20 protein-coding genes and 2 tRNA genes are annotated in these 17,359 nt (G+C 55.4%); 10 read left to right on the forward strand and 12 right to left on the reverse strand.

The genetic code is table 11. The annotated features are described in order from the left end of the window. Nucleotides 1–4: 4 nt before the first annotated feature. Complete coding sequence (locus tag BLS30_RS14470; protein WP_090229849.1) at nt 5–1,003, reverse strand: beta-ribofuranosylaminobenzene 5'-phosphate synthase family protein; 999 nt, start codon at nt 1,001–1,003, stop codon at nt 5–7. 74 nt (nt 1,004–1,077) lie between these two features. Here BLS30_RS14470 and BLS30_RS14475 point away from each other — a divergent pair, with 74 nt between their 5' ends. After that, entirely contained in the window at nt 1,078–1,452 is a 375-nt protein-coding gene (locus BLS30_RS14475; protein WP_046476450.1) for a 4a-hydroxytetrahydrobiopterin dehydratase, read from the forward strand. 130 nt (nt 1,453–1,582) lie between these two features. Then, nucleotides 1,583–2,086: a 2-amino-4-hydroxy-6-hydroxymethyldihydropteridine diphosphokinase gene (gene folK, locus BLS30_RS14480; protein WP_046476452.1), complete on the forward strand. Its 504-nt coding sequence runs from the start codon at nt 1,583–1,585 to the stop codon at nt 2,084–2,086. 105 nt (nt 2,087–2,191) lie between these two features. Here the strand turns inward: folK and BLS30_RS14485 are convergent, their stop codons facing one another. The 8 genes from BLS30_RS14485 to gloA form a co-directional block, all read right to left on the reverse strand. Next, nucleotides 2,192–2,578 carry a c-type cytochrome gene (locus tag BLS30_RS14485; RefSeq protein WP_046476455.1) on the reverse strand — a complete coding sequence of 129 codons (387 nt, stop codon included), beginning with the start codon at nt 2,576–2,578 and terminating at the stop codon, nt 2,192–2,194. Nucleotides 2,579–2,792: 214 nt separating this feature from the next. Next, entirely contained in the window at nt 2,793–3,959 is a 1,167-nt protein-coding gene (gene pqqE, locus BLS30_RS14490; RefSeq protein WP_046476458.1) for a pyrroloquinoline quinone biosynthesis protein PqqE, read from the reverse strand. After that, nucleotides 3,956–4,258, reverse strand: coding sequence for a pyrroloquinoline quinone biosynthesis peptide chaperone PqqD (pqqD, locus tag BLS30_RS18180; protein WP_046476461.1), 303 nt, complete (start codon nt 4,256–4,258; stop codon nt 3,956–3,958). Before pqqD ends, pqqE begins: the two co-directional genes overlap by 4 nt. Then, nucleotides 4,251–5,021, reverse strand: a complete 771-nt coding sequence (gene pqqC / locus BLS30_RS14495) for a pyrroloquinoline-quinone synthase PqqC (protein ID WP_046476464.1) — start codon at nt 5,019–5,021, stop codon at nt 4,251–4,253. The genes pqqD and pqqC overlap by 8 nt, the downstream gene beginning before the upstream one ends. Beyond that, nucleotides 5,018–5,950 (reverse strand): pyrroloquinoline quinone biosynthesis protein PqqB, encoded by a 933-nt coding sequence (pqqB, locus tag BLS30_RS14500; protein WP_046476467.1) that lies wholly within the window; start codon nt 5,948–5,950, stop codon nt 5,018–5,020. The genes pqqC and pqqB overlap by 4 nt, the downstream gene beginning before the upstream one ends. A 283-nt stretch (nt 5,951–6,233) precedes the next feature. Continuing rightward, complete coding sequence (gene pqqA, locus BLS30_RS14505) at nt 6,234–6,323, reverse strand: pyrroloquinoline quinone precursor peptide PqqA (protein WP_046476472.1); 90 nt, start codon at nt 6,321–6,323, stop codon at nt 6,234–6,236. Between the two features lie 293 nt (nt 6,324–6,616). Further along, the gene (locus tag BLS30_RS14510; protein ID WP_244512450.1) at nt 6,617–7,912 is read right to left on the reverse strand and encodes a TIGR03862 family flavoprotein; all 1,296 of its coding nucleotides are present in this window, start codon (nt 7,910–7,912) and stop codon (nt 6,617–6,619) included. Then, nucleotides 7,909–8,349 carry a lactoylglutathione lyase gene (gene gloA, locus BLS30_RS14515; protein WP_090229852.1) on the reverse strand — a complete coding sequence of 147 codons (441 nt, stop codon included), beginning with the start codon at nt 8,347–8,349 and terminating at the stop codon, nt 7,909–7,911. Before gloA ends, BLS30_RS14510 begins: the two co-directional genes overlap by 4 nt. 542 nt (nt 8,350–8,891) lie before the next feature. On the opposite strand from gloA, the gene BLS30_RS14520 reads away from it, so the two are divergent. The 7 genes from BLS30_RS14520 to BLS30_RS14550 all read left to right on the forward strand — a co-directional run bounded on the left by BLS30_RS14520 (nt 8,892) and on the right by BLS30_RS14550 (nt 13,342). Next, nucleotides 8,892–9,497, forward strand: coding sequence for a cold-shock protein (locus tag BLS30_RS14520; RefSeq protein WP_046476478.1), 606 nt, complete (start codon nt 8,892–8,894; stop codon nt 9,495–9,497). Beyond that, nucleotides 9,460–10,023, forward strand: a complete 564-nt coding sequence (locus BLS30_RS14525) for a DUF192 domain-containing protein (RefSeq protein ID WP_244512452.1) — start codon at nt 9,460–9,462, stop codon at nt 10,021–10,023. The genes BLS30_RS14520 and BLS30_RS14525 overlap by 38 nt, the downstream gene beginning before the upstream one ends. 115 nt (nt 10,024–10,138) lie before the next feature. After that, nucleotides 10,139–10,215: transfer RNA gene (locus tag BLS30_RS14530), tRNA-Pro, on the forward strand. Between the two features lie 106 nt (nt 10,216–10,321). After that, nucleotides 10,322–10,627: an ETC complex I subunit gene (locus tag BLS30_RS14535; protein WP_090230281.1), complete on the forward strand. Its 306-nt coding sequence runs from the start codon at nt 10,322–10,324 to the stop codon at nt 10,625–10,627. Nucleotides 10,628–10,675: 48 nt separating this feature from the next. Beyond that, nucleotides 10,676–10,752: transfer RNA gene (locus BLS30_RS14540), tRNA-Arg, on the forward strand. A 497-nt stretch (nt 10,753–11,249) separates the two neighbouring features. Next, nucleotides 11,250–11,420, forward strand: a complete 171-nt coding sequence (locus BLS30_RS18185; RefSeq protein ID WP_160298726.1) for a hypothetical protein — start codon at nt 11,250–11,252, stop codon at nt 11,418–11,420. Between the two features lie 101 nt (nt 11,421–11,521). After that, nucleotides 11,522–13,342, forward strand: coding sequence for a methanol/ethanol family PQQ-dependent dehydrogenase (locus BLS30_RS14550; protein ID WP_046480287.1), 1,821 nt, complete (start codon nt 11,522–11,524; stop codon nt 13,340–13,342). Between the two features lie 172 nt (nt 13,343–13,514). On the opposite strand, the gene BLS30_RS14555 is transcribed toward BLS30_RS14550, so the two are convergent. The 3 genes from BLS30_RS14555 to BLS30_RS14565 form a co-directional block, all read right to left on the reverse strand. Next, nucleotides 13,515–14,681, reverse strand: coding sequence for an SRPBCC domain-containing protein (locus BLS30_RS14555; protein ID WP_090229855.1), 1,167 nt, complete (start codon nt 14,679–14,681; stop codon nt 13,515–13,517). Further along, complete coding sequence (locus BLS30_RS14560; protein WP_046478318.1) at nt 14,632–14,973, reverse strand: ArsR/SmtB family transcription factor; 342 nt, start codon at nt 14,971–14,973, stop codon at nt 14,632–14,634. The genes BLS30_RS14555 and BLS30_RS14560 overlap by 50 nt, the downstream gene beginning before the upstream one ends. 167 nt (nt 14,974–15,140) lie before the next feature. Beyond that, nucleotides 15,141–16,052, reverse strand: a complete 912-nt coding sequence (locus BLS30_RS14565; protein WP_046478319.1) for a LysR family transcriptional regulator — start codon at nt 16,050–16,052, stop codon at nt 15,141–15,143. Between the two features lie 325 nt (nt 16,053–16,377). Between BLS30_RS14565 and BLS30_RS14570 the strand changes: the two genes are divergently transcribed. Then, nucleotides 16,378–17,337: a tripartite tricarboxylate transporter substrate binding protein gene (locus BLS30_RS14570; RefSeq protein WP_046478320.1), complete on the forward strand. Its 960-nt coding sequence runs from the start codon at nt 16,378–16,380 to the stop codon at nt 17,335–17,337. Nucleotides 17,338–17,359 lie beyond the last annotated feature (22 nt).

Below are 17,359 nucleotides of genomic sequence, written 5' to 3' on the forward strand. Positions count from 1 at the left end.
AGACTTAGAACTGGATCGACGCACCGTGGTTCCGCCCACGGACGATGTCGATCTCCAGATCCAGCCGTTTAGCGTCATCGATTAAAGATTGATAGAGACTATCCGCCACAGCCTGAGACGGGACGAATGCAAACCCTGTCGGGCCCCATGAACTCTGGCCTATTCCAACCGCACCGAGATCAGCCATTTTCTTGACGATGCTTTCGACGGCTGGGCTCGCCCATATCCCCCCCTGAGCGACGGCAAACTGGCGACCGACAACTTCCTGTATCTTACTGAGCGCACTACCAAAATTTGCGATGTCTTGTTCGATTAAAGCAGGCAGAAGCTGCATCATCATCAGCCGGCAGAGCGCGCCACTTTCTTCGGGCGTCATGCCATCGAGATTGGCGAAAGCCTCTGTTTCTGTATCGCCGTGGACGCCTGCTCGCTCGGGGTCCTTGACGAGCATAATGCGCCAGTCAGCGGGAAAATCTCCACGGAATACCACTGGCGGCGGAGTAGAAGACCGCCCACGCCCTCCATCTACAACGAATCCGCCCGCCTCGAAAGCTGCCATTCCGATTGCGGAGCGTGCGCCTCGCCCGATTACTTCGGCTAATTCGACGGCAGTTATGTGCTGTTGCTCTAGTGTTTTGAGAGCGACGCCAATAGCGAGCGCCAGCTGTGTGCCTGAGCCGAGACCGGCGTGCGCTGGGATGGCGCGGGCGACATCCAGATGATAGTTACCGTCAATATTGAGCGCGGCCTTAAAGTGCTTGAGAGCGCGCGCGCTGCGGTGCTGTTCAACGCCCTCCGCTGCGTCGTAGTTGGCACGCCGCAATGTCAATTCCGTTACGGGAGTGTCGAGGGCAAGTCCGATCGAGCCGAACTGGCGACCTAGTCCTCCGTTCAGATCGAGAAAACCCAGGTGCAGCCGGGCCGGGGCGACGATGTGTACGCTATCGACCCGAGATTTCAGGGTCTTTGCGATTGACTTGCTGCCTTCAGCGATTGCAGACATGTGTCTGTGGTCCATAGCTCGCATTAGATTGATGCGTCTTTTACAATGTCCACGAAAGGCCGAGAGAGGGCAACATGAACGCGCGTGAACAGGCGATGGAAGACACCGAGGTTGTCGAGTGGCTCGGCGCCAATCTTGCGAAGTGGAAACTCGAAGGTGGTTGGATTCGCCGCACTTATAAGACGGCGAGCTGGAAGGGGACTTTGATGGTCATTAATACCGTCGGTCACCTGGCGGAAGCTGCCTGGCACCACCCTGATATAACCGCCTCTTATGCTTGGGTCGAGGTGCGTCTGCAAACCCATACGGCTAAGGGCATTACGATGAAAGATCTTGAACTTGCTCGCAAGATCGAAGACGTCGTCGAGTGGCAACCAGCTAAGGAAGGCGGCGCCCTTGAAGGCACGCCGACGGGCGATCTGCGATTTGCATACATTAAGTATGACTAACGCGGGTGTTCGACTTCTGGTTTGTATTCCACACAAGAGTGACGCGTTAGATGTGCGGCTGACTACGGGATATCCGCGTTGGGCCCACGTGCGTTTTAACGCATTCTTTTGATCCGGTAACGGAGTTGCCATGAATAGGGATGATGGGCACGCGCCGGCTTTTGACGCCATTGTCGCGTTAGGTTCGAACATCGGCGACAAGGTCGGCAATATTGAGCGTGCTCTTAGTCTCATCGCTAAAAGTGGTGATGTGCAACTTGTTAAGCGCTCGCGCAATTATCGTACTCCGCCGTGGGGGAAGACCGACCAAGATTGGTTCGTCAATGCATGTGTCAGTGTGACGACGGAACTTTCTCCTCACGGTCTTTTGCGGCGGTGTCTTGAGGTCGAAACTCAGATGGGGCGCGAACGCTCCGAAAAATGGGGTCCGCGTGTCATCGATCTCGATGTTCTTGTCTATCGCGGTGTCGAGATGTCCGACAAAGAACTTGTGTTGCCGCATCCGCATATCACCCAGCGTGCGTTCGTGCTGGCGCCGTTAGCAGACGTCGCTGCAGACATGGAACTTAATGGGCGCACTATTGAGGAATGGCTGCATGACATCGATGCGGAGGGTGTGACGCCGCTCGCTTGAAGGCAAGAGGACAATTCTTCTGCGCAGTGTCTTCCAATTAGAAAACGCCACGCCCGATTTTGCGAGCATGGCGTTGCAATCTGTATGGGGTTCGTAAGCTGAAGCTTACTTCGCTTCAGAACCATCCGCGTTGAACGACTTGAGATATGCAATCAGGTTTGCACGATCGGTGTCGTCCTTGAGACCCGCGAACACCATCTTGGTTCCGGGAACCTTATCTTTGGGCTTCGCCAGGAATTCACTCAGAGATGCTTCGTCCCAAGTGATGCCGGAATCCTTCATCGCGGCGGAATAGTTGAAGCCTTCGATGGAGCCTGCTTTGCGGCCGACGACACCATTGAGTTCTGGGCCAACGCGGTTAACGGCCTTCTCACCAATTGTGTGGCACGCGCGGCACTTCTTGAAGACGTTCTTGCCTTCCTCGGCATCTTGAGCTGCGGCCACGGTTGGTAGCGCGACGACAAGAGCCAGTGCAAGTATTCTGCTAAGCATTGAAGTGGTTCTCCCTTGGTCGGTTATTCTGATGCCGCTCGGACGGTTATCGATACCGTGTATCAACATAGTGGCAAGCGCTTTTTGAACGGTGCGTGAACATGGCGCATGAGTGACGTTGCGACGTGCGTGAGGGAGAGCGTTTTCTTCGGCGCTGCAGCAAAACTGCAAGTTGCTTCAGTGTGCAGCGCCAGGAATGACAGTAAACCGCATATTAGCCGCGTGTGGGCTCGGTCGTGGGTTTACCCATGCGGCGATAGATGAACTCGGGTGGCTCAACGTGAGATTCTTGCGTTGCCACTTCTGCCCACTCTTTGTGAAGTGGTGAGAGTGAACATGCCGGATCGGTGTTAGCTGGATCGCCGGTGAGCGCGAAGGCTTGGCAACGGCAGCCGCCGAAGTCGATTTCCTTACGCGGGCAGGAGCGGCATGGTTCTTTCATCCAGTCCGTGCCGCGGAATTTTTGGAATGCTTGACCTTGCAGCCAGATGTCGGCGAGCGGTCTGTCGCGAACATTGTCGAATTCTAAACCGGGAAGTGATTCCGCTGCGTGGCAGGGTAAGACGCGTCCTGATGGTGTAACGTTCATGATGCCACGCCCCCAACCGCCCATGCAGGGCTTAGGATATTTTGCGTAGTAATCGGGGACGACGAAGTCGATGACGAGAATGCCCTTCAGGCGCTCCTTTGCCTCATCGACGATCTGGGCCGTCTTCATGAAAGCTTCGCGGGTCGGCATCAACGCGGCGCGGTTCTTCAGCGCCCAGGCGTAGTATTGAATATGGGCAACTTCCAACCTGCCAGCGCCGACTTCGACGGCATAGTCGATGATGCGCGGTAAGCTGTCGATGTTCTGACGGTGGAGGGGAGCGTTGATGGTCAACGGCATATCTAGCTCGCGGACCCACTTGGCGACTTCGTGCTTCTTTTCCGCGCCGCCTTTGTAGGCTGCGATGCGGTTCGCGTTTTCTGGATCGACGTCCTGAATCGAGAGCTGAACGTGGTCCAGTCCCAGGTCTCGAAGTTTCTGCAGCCGCTCTTTCGTCAGCAAAACCCCAGCCGTAATCAGGTTTGTATAGAGGCCGACTTCTGCAGCGGTCGCGACGATATCTTCGAGGTCACGGCGTGCGGTTGGTTCGCCACCCGACAAGTGGATTTGAAGAACGCCAAGCTCAGCGGCTTGACGCATCACGTTTTGCCAGTCCTCTGTCGAAAGCTCGGTATTGGCGCGTTCAAGCTCGACCGGGTTGGAGCAATATGGACACTGCAGCGGGCAACGGTGAGTTAACTCGGCTAATAGACCGATCGGGGCGCGCGCGCAGTTCGTACTTTCATTGACGGGCGTCGCTTCGGCAACGGTTCCTGGCGCCATTTCATTCATGATTTTAAAACTCCTTTGTCAGCCAGGTCCTGCAGCATGGCAATAACATCGGTAAGGATGACATCGACTGGGGCCTGATAGTCCGCTGCCAATTTTTGTGCGATCTCGCTTACGGAGCGTTCGCCATCGCACAGCTTGAGGACCTCGACGGAGATCTCATCGGGTTCAAAAACCCGTTCGGGTGCAAGTATGAGCCACTTGCCGCGTCCCTGGTCGTGACGCAGCTTAATATGCCGGGGCAGCCGCAGTCGGCTGTCTTGTGTAACAACGAGGCGTGAGGGTTGTGCAGCCTCAGTCATTTGCTTCTCCTGGACGGAAAGCTCCGGGTGGGATGTTGCCCGGCTCAACGTAGGCATGATGCAAGGCGTCCAGCTGGACCCACAGTACGTTACATTTGAAGCGCACGGCTTCGACGCAAGCATCCTGTTCAGGGCGGGTTTTGGCGTTCCGCTTGATGTAGTCGAGTGCGAAGTCCGCATCGCGCGGTGCTTGATTAAGGCGGCGCTTGAAGTACGCCATGACATTGTCGTCAATGAAATCGTAGTTCTCGAGCATTCCGGCAATACGCTCCTTATGAATTTTAGGAGCAAACAGCTCAGTCAGCGATGAGGCGACGGCGACGACAAGGGGTTGCTCGCGGACAAACTGGACATAAGCTTCAACGGCAAAGCGTGTCGCGGGCAAGGCGCCCTGCATGCTCGTTACGTATTCACGATCAAGACCCAAGCCGTCTGTTAGAACGAGCCAGCGCTCGATGCCGCCCGGTTCATCGCCGAGGCCATCGTGGTCATGGATGCGGTGCAGCCACTCGCGGCGTAGTTCGCGATCATGGACGCGTGAGATCAAGGCTGCATCCTTACGCGGAACGGCTGATTGATAGCAGTAGCGATTCAGTGCCCATGCTTGCACCTGGCCCTTGCTGAGGTGGCCGCCGTGTAGCAATTGATGAAACGGGTGCTTGTCGTGATACCGCTCAGCACCAACCGCTCGGATTGCGGCATCGAATTCATCAATCGTCATGAGGTCCGTAACTGGAGCCTCGGAAAAACGCCGCTCACTCATAGTCGTACCTCCATGCCGTCATGGCTTACCTCCCATCCGGCTGCTTCGGCTGCCTGCCGCTCTTCGGAATTATCGTTGAGGATGGGGTTCGAGTTGTTGATGTGGATGAATATCTTCCGATCAACATTCAAGTTCTTGAAAGATGATATGGAACCTTCCGGGCCGGATATTGAGATGTGGCCCATGCGCTTGCCGGTTTTTTGCGACAGCTTTTGGCGGATCATTTCCTCGTCGTCGAATAGCGTGCCGTCGAAGAAGACCAACGGTGCGCCCTCGAGGCGTTTTGCGAGAGCCGCGTCGATGGTGGCGCAGCCTGGAATATAGAGAAATCTCTTGCCGGTAGCGGTTTCTGTTATTTCAAGGCCGATGGTGTCGCCCTTTTGGGTGCCGAAATCTGGCCCGCGGCTTTCATCCTCTAAAAAGAGTGCGACCTTGCCGGGTACATCGAAGGCTTCGACGGTGAGGCCGAGATCGCAGTCCGCCCCCTTTACCGCAACCCGCTCGTCAGAAGGAAGGTCGGAGCGGGTAACGAAGTCCTTCGAGAGGACATTGAAAATGCTGTTGGCCGCGAGCGTCGAGAGCACCCGGTGCGAGCCATAAAGGGCCAACGGTTGTTGTTCGCGCAGATTGATGAGGCCAGCGATATGGTCGACGTCGGCGTTTGTGACGACGACAGCTTTAATCGGTGTATTGCGCAGGCTGCCGCTGCGGACGGCGCCAAGTTCCGGAGTTTCATTGATTTGCTGGCGCAGATCTGGAGAGGCGTTGAGCAAAAGCCAGTCCGTACCATTCGCACTTACGGCCAGTGACGATTGGGTGCGGGGGGAGAACCCCGGCTCACCGGCGCGGGCGCTGGCGCAATTTGAGCAGTTGCAATTCCATTGCGGAAAACCGCCGCCGGCGGCTGACCCCAACACCTTTATGATCATGTGTGAACTCATAGTCAGTTTCCCCGCAATCACAGTTCCCGTTCCATAGCGGATCAGGGAAGGCGGAACGTCGCGAGCTGCTTTCCTAATAGAAGCATGGTGCGTTAAGCGGCCTACAGGGCGCTGACCTAATTATCTATTCAGTGACCACAGCCGCAGCTGTATGCCGTTGCGCCGTAACGCTGAAGCTCTGCCTGTTTGCAGGGGTAGAAAAAAGAAACGGCGGCCGATGCCTCGACCGCCGTGCCTACATGACATGCATGTCGGGCAAATCAGAACGTCATTAGATGACGTCGATCTCTGCCGGCAGGTAGCTCGTTACTTCGAGACCAACTTCCTGCTCGCGAACCTGTGGCTTGTTCCAAACCTTCATGATTTCCTCCGTTAGTTTGAGTGCCAAATTTCTTGGCGCGCTCCGTTGGCGCCTGACTACCAATAAACATCGGGAAGCGACTATTTCAAGAGCAAAACGCGCGATTATGGCCCAATTCTAAGTATTTCTTCTTATTTTCACGATCAGATGGGGCGGAACGCAAGCAATTCCGATACTCTATAACCGTAACAGAATAACATGTCAGGTGTTATGATCTAACATTTCTAAATGTTCCTCTTGTGATCCGGGTTATTTTGGTAGCTCTGGGAAATAAAAGCATGTGTAATGTTATTTCATTTTATTTTTGCGGGATGCGGGTGTCCGAGCCAGTTGAGAGCGCCGCGGGCAGCTTTGACCGCGGTGGCAAACACGCCCTGGAGAAGATAGCCGCCCGTTGGTGCGTGCCAGTCCAGCATCTCGCCGGCACAAAAGACGCCAGGCCGATCGCGCAGCATCATGTTCTCATCGATAGCGTCCCAGGCCACGCCGCCGCTTGTTGAAATGGCGCGACCCAACGGAGACAGCTCCGTGACTTCAAGCTTGATTTTTTTTAAGTGTGCCGCGAGTTCTTGCGGGTCCTCCGGTAATCTGCCATCCGGCTCCCGAGCCAACGCTACGGCTGCGGTGGTCAGGCCGGTCTTGCGACGCAGGAATGTTGCCATGGATTGCCGGCTGCGAGACGTACTCAGTCGTTCGGTCAGCTGTTGAAGGTCAAGATCGGGACGAAGATCGAGATCCAGGACTATCGGGGCGTGGTGCGCGTTAAGTCCGTCTCGGATCAGCTCATTGAGCGCATATACGCATCCCCCTTCGAGGCCGGTGCGCGTGATGACTGCTTCGCCGCGTACTGTCCGACCTGCGTAGCTTAGCGCAATACGTTTGAGCGGCTGCCCCGCGAAGCCGTCAATGAGATGCTTGGACCAGGCGATGCAGACACCAGCGTTGAATGGGCCAATGGGGGTGATGCCGATCCCTGCGTGTGCGAGCGTTTCGGTCCACGTGCCATCGGAACCTAGGCGTGGCCAACTGGCGCCGCCCAGGGCGAGGATCGTGGCGTCGGCTCTGATAAGTAAATTGTCGGCGTCGGGACGTGCAAATATTTGGTGCCCTGTATCGTCCCATCCGAGCCAGCGGTGGCGCAAATTGAGTTCAACACCAAGGTCCGTCAGCCGCTGAAGCCAAGCCCGCAATAATGGGGAAGCCTTCAAGGTTTGCGGGAAAACTCTTCCGCTTGTGCCGACAAACGTCGGCTGGCCGAGATCTTCGGCCCATGCGCGCAGGGCTTCGGGGGGGAAGCTTTCGACAATGTCGGAAAGCGGCGTGTTTGCAGGGCCATACCGGTTCAGAAAGTCCGGCAATGGCTCGGAGTGCGTCAGGTTAAGTCCGCCCCGCCCAGCCATTAGGAACTTGCGGCCGGGTGCTGCCATATGGTCGAAGATATGGGTTCTGAGACCTGCGGATGCGACCGTTTCAGCAGCCATCAGGCCAGCCGGACCGGCGCCGACAATTATAATTGTCGGCGCGACATGAGAGTTCTCGGTTTGCTTGCTGGAGTGTGCCGGCGTGAACTCGCCGTTCTTTTCGCTCACCAGTGACCGGTGTTTGGCATGGAGGCCCAAGGCTCTTGCTGGGGCAGTGCATCGCCTTTTTGCAAGAACTCAATCGAGACGTTGTCAGGCGAGCGGATGAAAGCCATGCGTCCATCGCGCGGCGGACGGTTTATTGTGACGCCAGCGTCGGCAATGTGTTGGCACGTGGCATAGATGTCATCAACCTCGAACGCGAGATGGCCGAAGTTGCGGCCTTCGCCGTAGGGTTCTGGATCCCAGTTATATGTGAGCTCCAGGACGGGGGCTTTTTCGGCGGCCGCACGTTGGCGATCTTCGGGAGCTGCGAGGAAGATCAACGTGAACCGGCCCGCCTCATTCTCCATGCGGTGCATTTCTCGCATGCCGAGTATGTTGCAGTAGAAGTTGAGGCTCTCGTCGATGTCGGAAATCCGGACCATCGTATGCAGATAGCGCATGATGTCTCCTTGTCAGGTTCTGATCGCGCGAAATCCGTAGTCGCTGCCGGGCGCGACCCGCTTGTAAACGGTTATCGCATGTGCTGTCCGGTTGGGACAGGGGCGGAGTTTCAAGGATGCGCAAGGTCCGGGCAAGAAATGCCAGGCAAGAAGCTTCGTTTGGGCAGAATCTTAGGGCTCAGGCGAACCATCGCGACCGATTCGCTGCGCCCGCGGGCACAATTTCGTCGAAATTTGATTACCAAACCGCCCCAGAAAAGATCGTGCAAAACTTATTTTGTTGAAGAATCGTGACAGCCGAAAGGCTCTTTGCTGACAGATATTTAACCATAAAAAGTTGAGGCAAATTAGGGGGGTGCTCCCCTGTTTGCTGGGGATGACGGCTTGCCAGGGGACTACCTTTGGCGTTCGGAGATGGTATGTTCCGCTCAACCGCGGATCACTGGTTTGAGGGCAGAGGGCAGCCCGACGATACGGCCTCCGCGGTCTAGTTAAATGTTAGCATTATCGTAGGCCATGTCACATGGCAGCGGGGGTACACTATGAGCGATTCAAAGCGACCTTCCGGTCCGTTTTCTGAGGACTTTATCACGTATGAGAGCGTGGAAGCCCTGGAAGAAGCCGGTCTGGAGGTGTTCGAAGTTGCTGGCTCAATAAAGTGGTTCGATGCGTCCAAGGGTTACGGGTTCATTGTACCGGATAATGGGCTGGGGGACGTGCTGTTGCACGTTACGTGTTTGCGAGCCGGCGGTTTTCAGACCGCTTACGAAGGGGCTCGGGTTCATTGCCAGGTTATGAAGCGGCCCAAGGGCATGCAGGCTTTCCGCATTCTGTCCATGGACGAAAGTACGGCGATTCACCCATCCCAGCTTCCGCAGCGCACGCACGTTATCGTGACGCCAGAGAGCGATTGGGAGAGGGCGATCTGCAAGTGGTTTAATCGCGTACGCGGATTTGGCTTTTTAACGCGTGGCGAGGGCACGCCTGATATCTTCTGCCACATGGAGACGCTGCGTCGGTTCGGTTTTACTGAGCTGCGTCCAGGGCAAGTGGTACAGGTTCGTTATGGCTATGGTGAGAAGGGCTGCATGGCGGCGGAACTCAAGCCGGATGGCCAGCAGACGATGGGCTTTCCGGTCCAGCATTAAAGCCAGCGATTTGACATTTTACCGTACACTCTCAGGCAGGGCTGCGAACTTCGCGGCCCTGTTGTCGTTGTCGGTTGCCATTTTGGCGGCCTGTGGCTTCTTTGGGATGACGGAGAGCATCGCAGGCGGACAAATGCCACGCGAGACGCTGACGATTCAAAGTGGAGAAAAAACTCATACCTTCGAGGTGGAGGTTGCTCGGTCGCCGCAAGAGAAGTCGCGGGGGCTAATGTACCGGACCGAGCTCCCTGTTGGGACAGGGATGCTCTTTCCCTATGAAGAGCCCACTGAAATTCAGATGTGGATGCGCAACACATACATATCTCTCGATATGGTCTTTATTCGAGCGGATGGGCGCGTTCATCGCGTCGCGGCTTATACGGAGCCGATGTCGGACGACATCGTTAGTTCGCACGGGGATGCGACAGGCGTTCTAGAGATTGGTGGGGGCGAAGCCTCGCGATTGGGAATCAAGGCGGGTGATCTTGTGCGACACGCCCATTTTGGAACCGCTTCATCGCGTTAATCAGCGTCTTGGGCCACCGTGTCACATCAGATTTATGAGGCTCAGTTGTTCTGCACGCTTGACCTGAGCGGCAAGAGGCGGCACAGACAGTCAGCCAGTTACGAACTTGGCATGTCGGGGCATAGCTCAGCCTGGTAGAGCACCTGCTTTGGGAGCAGGGGGTCCGGAGTTCGAATCCCCGTGCCCCGACCATTTCCTTTTCAAATACCTAGAAATTACCTCATGTGGGTTGCGCGTCCGGGTGGCTGCGGCTATTCGATGAACGGACGTGTTTTCGCTTCATTTGCGGGAAATCAGCATGGTTGTGCGCATCTACAAGCCTGCCAAGACGGCTATGCAATCGGGCCGCGCGCGGACGATGGAATGGGTCGTTGAATACGAGCCAGAGTCTCCGCGTGAGGTGGAACCTCTGATGGGGTGGACATCTTCGGCTGACATGCATTCTCAAGTCCGGTTGGAGTTTGCCAGCAAGGAAGATGCGATCGCCTATGCTGAGCGCCACGGGCTGGCTTATCGTCTTATTGATCCGAAGGACCGCAAGCCTGTGCGCAAGTCGTATGCCGATAATTTCAAGTTCGGCCGGATCGGTTCCTGGACGCATTAATGCGTCCTCTACGACAGCTGTGGTAGTCATGTGCCGTCGGTCAATTGTGGTCCCGTAGCTCAGCTGGATAGAGCAACTGCCTTCTAAGCAGTAGGTCGCAGGTTCGAATCCTGCCGGGATCGCCAATGAATTCATTGGCTAATTTAGTGACCGATTTTAGGGGCGCTGGGCCCAGGCTACCAACGGGCCACCAGGGCGAAGCGCCTTCCTTCCGTAACAATCCGTACTCTTACCGTGGTTTGCAGGTCGAAATGTAGGTTTGCGGCCTGCGGCGTTGCATGCGTGCTGTGCCTGGGGTTGTGTTCCCCCTCTTTGGAGGTCTAGCAGGCCAAGACAATTTAGAGAACGCTTCGCGTCCTTGAGGGCCAGCGTTGAACAGCGAGCCCCTCCGGTTGTCACGGAGCGGGTAGGTCAAAGCGTCTGCAACTACGTATCCGGGAAAAGCTGCTGGTGCCGCTGGCAGTGATCAAGTTGGCGGAGGGCGGTTCAACCAACAGATTCTGCGAGGGACAAGTTCAGAGGGGTGCGGCCAACAGGATCGCGGCGCTCAAGTTGCGCTTCACCGTCGACATCTGGGAAGCGATCGTGGCGTCTGCCCGAGGCGTGAAGGCGTTGGTGATTGATGGTCCGATTTTGCCGGGTTTCGGCGGTGCTCAACTACCGCTTCGGCATTCGTCTTGGCGGGCAAGAAGAAGTTGAACGGCACCACTATAGCTTCGGATTGCGGCTCGCGGACATCGGGAAGGCCCTGATGCCGCTCCGGAGCAGTGTCATCGCTCAACCGAATGGTTGACTTTCCGATAGGGCAGGGATATTCAACCAATGGGTTGAGGGAAAATGTTGCAAGCCCGCGGCCCTAAGGACACCAATTTAATATTGGATGAGGAAACAAAGATGGCAAAGGGCCAACTAGGGCTAGCGCTGACCTTGGTCAGTATGTTTGCGACAACTGCTATCGCCAATGATGACGTCGCAAAAAATACGAGCGATCCAAAACAATGGGCGATGCAATCCGGTGATTATTACAATCAACGGTATTCCAAGCTGGATCAAATCAACACGACTAATGTCAAAGATCTCAAGGTCGCCTGGACTTTCTCGACGGGCGTGTTGCGGGGCCACGAAGGTTCGCCGCTCGTGATTGACAATGTCATGTACGTGCATACCCCGTTCCCAAACAACGTCTATGCGTTGGATTTGAACAGCGAGGGGAAGATTCTCTGGTCTTATGCCCCTAAGCAAGACCCCGCAGTGGTCGCAATAATGTGCTGCGACACAGTGAATAGAGGTGTCGCTTACGCGGATGGAACGATCTTTCTTCATCAGGCCGACACTGCTGTCGTAGCTCTCGATGCGAAAACGGGGAAAGAAATCTGGAAGGCAGTGAATGGCGATCCCAAAAAGGGTGAGTCGGGGACTGCTGCACCGCTTGTCGTCAAGAACGCAGTGATCGTTGGTAATTCTGGCGCTGAATTTGGTGTGCGCGGTCACCTGACGGCTTATGACATCAAGAATGGGAAACGCCTTTGGCGTGCCTACGCCACAGGTCCGGACGATGAAATTCTGTTTGACCCCGAGAGGACAACATCCCTGGGTAAGCCGGTTGGCCGGGATTCGTCCCTCAAAACCTGGAACGGCGATCAGTGGAAGATCGGCGGAGGAACAGCGTGGGGTTGGTTCTCATACGATCCCGAACTCAATCTGATCTATTATGGGACGGCAAATCCGTCGACTTGGAATCCTGCACAGCGTGCTGGTCCGGATGGGAAGCCCATCGACCAAAAATGGACGATGGCGATAATCGCTAGAAATCCGGAAACTGGTGTTGCGGCGTGGGCCTATCAAATGACACCGTTTGACGAATGGGATTACGACGGTGTCAACGAAATGATACTTGCGGACATTCCGGTAAATGGAGAGGTTGTTCCGGCGCTAGTCCACTTTGATCGAAATGGCTTAGCTTATACGATCAATCGAAAGACGGGAATTCCGCTCGTTGCTGAGAAATTCGATCCGGTTGTCAACTGGACGTCTGGTGTGGACTTGGATCCCAAGAGCTCAACATATGGGCGTCCGAAGGTCGTCGCCAAGTATTCAACATTCCAAAACGGTGAAGATGTAAACGTGAAGGGAATTTGTCCGGCTGCGCTTGGAACAAAGGACCAACAGCCGGCGGCATTCTCTCCAAAGAGTGGTCTCTTCTACGTGCCGACCAATCACGTCTGCATGGACTACGAGCCGTTCCGGGTGAGCTACACTGCGGGTCAGCCTTACGTTGGCGCGACGGTGTCGATGTACACTGCTCCCAACAGTCATGGCGGCATGGGTAACTTCATTGCTTGGGATGCTGGGAAGGGAGAGATCAAGTGGTCGGTCCCTGAACAGTTCTCGGTTTGGTCTGGCGCGCTTGCTACTGCTGGTGACGTTGTTTTCTACGGCACTCTTGAAGGATACCTGAAGGCTGTCAGTGCTGTAGACGGCAAGGAACTATTTAAGTTCAAGACCGCATCCGGCATCGTTGGTAACGTGTTCACCTACGAGCACAAAGGCAATCAGTTTGTTGGTGTCTACTCGGGCGTCGGCGGTTGGGCCGGCATCGGTTTGGCTGCCGGTTTGACTAATCCCAATGATGGTCTGGGTGCAGTCGGCGGTTACGCTGGCCTCAAGCAATACACAAACCTGGGCGGCAGCCTGACGGTATTCTCGCTCCCTTAGCGCTTCCTCCTAAAATCGCGGTTGCGAGATTTGACTAGTCCGGCGCAATGCGTCGGACTATTTTTATGTCTTAAGAAATTTGGAATTGCAATTACGAGCAACAAAGATTTTTACGAATCTGTTTGCGAAAACTTGTCTTAAAAGACCGGCGCTTCTGAGGTTTAAACCGTGATCAATCTCGGCTCAAAGCTTTGTCGAGATCCGTTTCAACGCCCGCTTCATCTTCGGACACTACATCTGAGAACGCAGCGAGATACTTCCAATCCGTTCGAGGAACTGGATGCTTGCCATCTGGTACGAAAGGCGACTCCTCAACGAGAGCCATTTTATGAATATACCGAGGGCAATTGGGAAATACCGCATCGATTGCAATGCGTACGATTGACCGCGCGCCCGGGTACCGACTAAAAAGCTTATCGTTTTCCGTGAATATCTGAGCGCGTCCGTTCACCCGTAATCGCGCTTGCTTTTCAAAATCGACGAATAGCAAGCCGACTCGGCCATTCTCGCTAATATTGCCAACAGAAATTAGCATTCCATTCCCGTCAAAGTCTGGAAATGCTAATGTCTTATTGTCGATGATGTTAACAAAGCCTCGGGCTCCGCCCTTATAGGAGCAGCTAGGCTGTCCATCCGCATCGGTCGTGGCTAGGAAAAACATATTCTGTCGAGCGATAAACACGGCGTCCACGACATTTAATTCGTGTTTTACCGTGAGCGCCTGAAGGCGATCGGCTAGCTTTCGAGTGCCATTACGATCCTGGAGACGACGGTGCTCATCAGTAAAAAACTCTCTGCTAGGGTTGTCGGCTTCTTGCTGATCAATAGGAAGGTGGAGCCTGGAAGTTGGTTCCAATTTTTCCAAGCACCTGCTCCAGTTGATACGGTAGAGCTCGGCGGCCTCGCGGTCAGCGAGCTTTTCGTGGCTGAGCGTCAGTTCAGTGACATCGGAACTTCTACGCCGAAGATCTGCAATCACTAAGGACGTGGCGCCTCGCAGTGCTGAAACGGGCCCATCATATGTCCAGGTAATAGATACTCGTTTGTTCTCAATGATCTCGATATACGTGCCGGTTATAGAATATGCGCTGCCGTCGCCATGGAGGCCGTCGATACGGTATTGCCCCCCTGGTCGGAGGTCTGCAGTGACGGCTGTGACGCTATCAGCTCCTGGAGCCAACCATTGCGCAATTAGCCTCGGCTCGGTCCATGCAGCAAAAACGGCTTCTGAAGAGGATTGAATTTTTCGAACCAGAGTTACCGCGACATTCTTCTGACGGTTTCGCGCGCTAGTTCTCATCTTTTTTACCCTCTCGACGCAGTACTTCTTCGAGTGCATCCAGTCGTTGATTCCAGAAGCGTTCGTATCCAGAGAGCCAAGTGTAGGCCTCGTTCAACGCATCTGCGTTTAAAGTGCAAATGTGATTGCGGCCCCTTACCTCCCGGTAGACTATACCTGCCCGTTCAAGGGACTTCACATGCTTGGAGATTGCTGACAGCGACATTGAGAATGGAGGAACCAATTCTGTGATGCTGTAGGGCCTGACCGCAAGCAGGCTGACTATCTCCCGACGGGTCGGATCGGATAGAGCATGGAAGACGCAGTTGAGGCGATCGGTTTCATCATACATTGCTTAAATGATCATGTCGGCGGGGCCAGCTGCAGTGTCTTGATTACGGCGTTATGGGGGCGTCGAAGAGCGACGCGCCAATTACATATCGTAGGGCAATTTGACTAGAAGAGCCAGAGGTCGGGAGCTTTGTTCGTTGCGCGGTTGATCCTCAGCACATTTAAGATTCATGCTGCTGGCAGTTCGCCAAAACGTTGCTTTAGTCGATCAGCAAGAAAATTTACGAACGCTCGGACTTTAGCGGAGAGATTGTGACGCGCCGGATAAACGGCGTAGATGTCAGCGTCTGGTTGGGAGTAGCGAGGCAGCACAAGCCGAAGCCGATCCGCCTCCACGTGGCGCAAGATGTCCCACTCCGACCGCAGCATCACTCCATGCCCATCGAGCACCCACTTCAACGCGATCTCGCCGTCATTGCTGCTGAGCGCTCCTCTTACCTTGATGGTCGCTAAACGGTCGTTTCGCTGTAATTTCCAAAGGTCGTAGGTTTCGTTGTCCTGTCGCAGAACAATGCAGTTGTGGTGCTCAAGGTCCTCGAGGCGCTGAGGTGCACCGTGCTGTTCGAGATAACTCGGCGCAGCGCACATCAGCCGCCGATTGCACTGGAGCTTGCGCGCAATCAAACGCGAATTTGGCTGACTTCCGAAGCGTATTCCGAGATCAAACCGTTCCTCCACGAGATTGAATGGCGCATCGCTGAGGACGAGCTGTATTTCCACGAGCGGGTGGCACTTCGAGAATTCCGAGACGATCGTGGCAACGTGCTCACGTCCGAATCCGAACGTCGCGTTGATGCGCAGCAGGCCTTTCGGGGTCGCGCTCGCGTCGGTCAACGACTCGTTCAGATCATCGATGTCTCGAAGAATCTGGATCGCACGCTCGTAATAGGCTTCGCCTTCGCCCGTCATACTGACGCGCCGCGTGGTGCGATTGAGAAGACGGACGCCAAGCCGGTCTTCCAGTTTAGCGAGCCGCTTGCTGACCGCAGGCGGCGAGACGCCGAGTTCCAGCGCCGCCGCAGCGAAGCTGCCCTTGCGCGCGAGGAGAATGAAAAAGGCTAGGTCGGTCTCGGCCGTCATTCGTAACTCCAGGTTCATAATCAAGTGAACCGAATGAAATTATCATCTTTTTAGGCTGCATTATTGTTAATCGCATCGCGCGCATCAGGGCGCGGACAACGGGCGAGGGATCGGCGATGTACGCCGGCAGAGACCCGTAAAAGTCGGAGGAAACGTCGGACTTGGCGAAGGTCACTTCAGGACGTTCTGGAGGCCAACAAGATCCGATTCAGATGATCATGTCCGGCCGTACCGCGGCTGAACTGTGCCAGCACTTGGAGTCGGTCTCACGGAACCGGACAGCTGCTCGGCCGAACGGTCAATCATGTCTTCAAGGAGGAACCCCATGAAAACTCCAACAAGAGCGATTGCTACGGCGATTGCCTTCGCAACCCTAGGCGTCGGTTCGGTGCTGGCTGCGGACTTTCCGAGCAAGCCGATCGACTACATCATTCCGTTCAATGCTGGCGGCGAGTCCGATATTTCGGCGCGTTTTCAGCAATCTGTTTGGGAAAAGCATGCCGGCAAGCCGGTGGTGATCCAATATATGGCGGGTGCGGGAGGTGCGCAGGCCTGGTCGAAGCTGAACGGCATGGAATCCGACGGCCATACGATCATGGGCATCAACCTGCCACATACGGTGTTGCAGCCCATGATCAAGGATGTCGGCTACAAGACCGACGACCTGACGCCGGTTCATTATTTCCACTACACGCCAAACGCGATTTTCGTTCCGAAGGACAGCAAGTTCAAAACGCTCAAGGACCTCGTCGAATTCGCGAAGGCTAACCCCGGCGTCGTAACATTCGCAGGTTCCGGGTCTAACTCCGCAAACCACCTCGCGGCCGCGCAATTCAACGAACTGGCCGGAGTAAAGACGACCTATATTCCCTTCAGTGGCACTGGGCCGGCCATCACCGCGCTCGTTGGAAGCCAGACGTTGGCAGGCTTCAACTATGCACCGTCGGGTATCAAGCAAGGTGATGCCATCCGGATGCTTGCGGTCGCTTCCGAAGAACGCATGCCGGCTTTCCCCGACGTGCCGACGTTCAAGGAACTGGGCTATGACCTCGTTGGTGGAGCCTACCGTGGCGTCTCGGTGCCCAAAGGGGCATCCGACGAGATCCGAAAAAAGGTGTCCGATCTCGTCGCGGCAATCAATGCTGATCCGGAATTTCGCGAGAAAATGGAAGCCGGCGGATTTGTTCTGACCGATGTCACTTACGACAAGGTCGGGGCGTTCGTCGAAGGCAAGAAGGCAGAATATGCCAAAGCGGCCGAACTGCTCGGTTTGAAGAAGAAGTAATCCGCACTTCAAGCACCGAGAG

Source organism: Filomicrobium insigne, from assembly GCF_900104305.1.
Classification (GTDB): Bacteria; Pseudomonadota; Alphaproteobacteria; order Rhizobiales; family Hyphomicrobiaceae; genus Filomicrobium; species Filomicrobium insigne.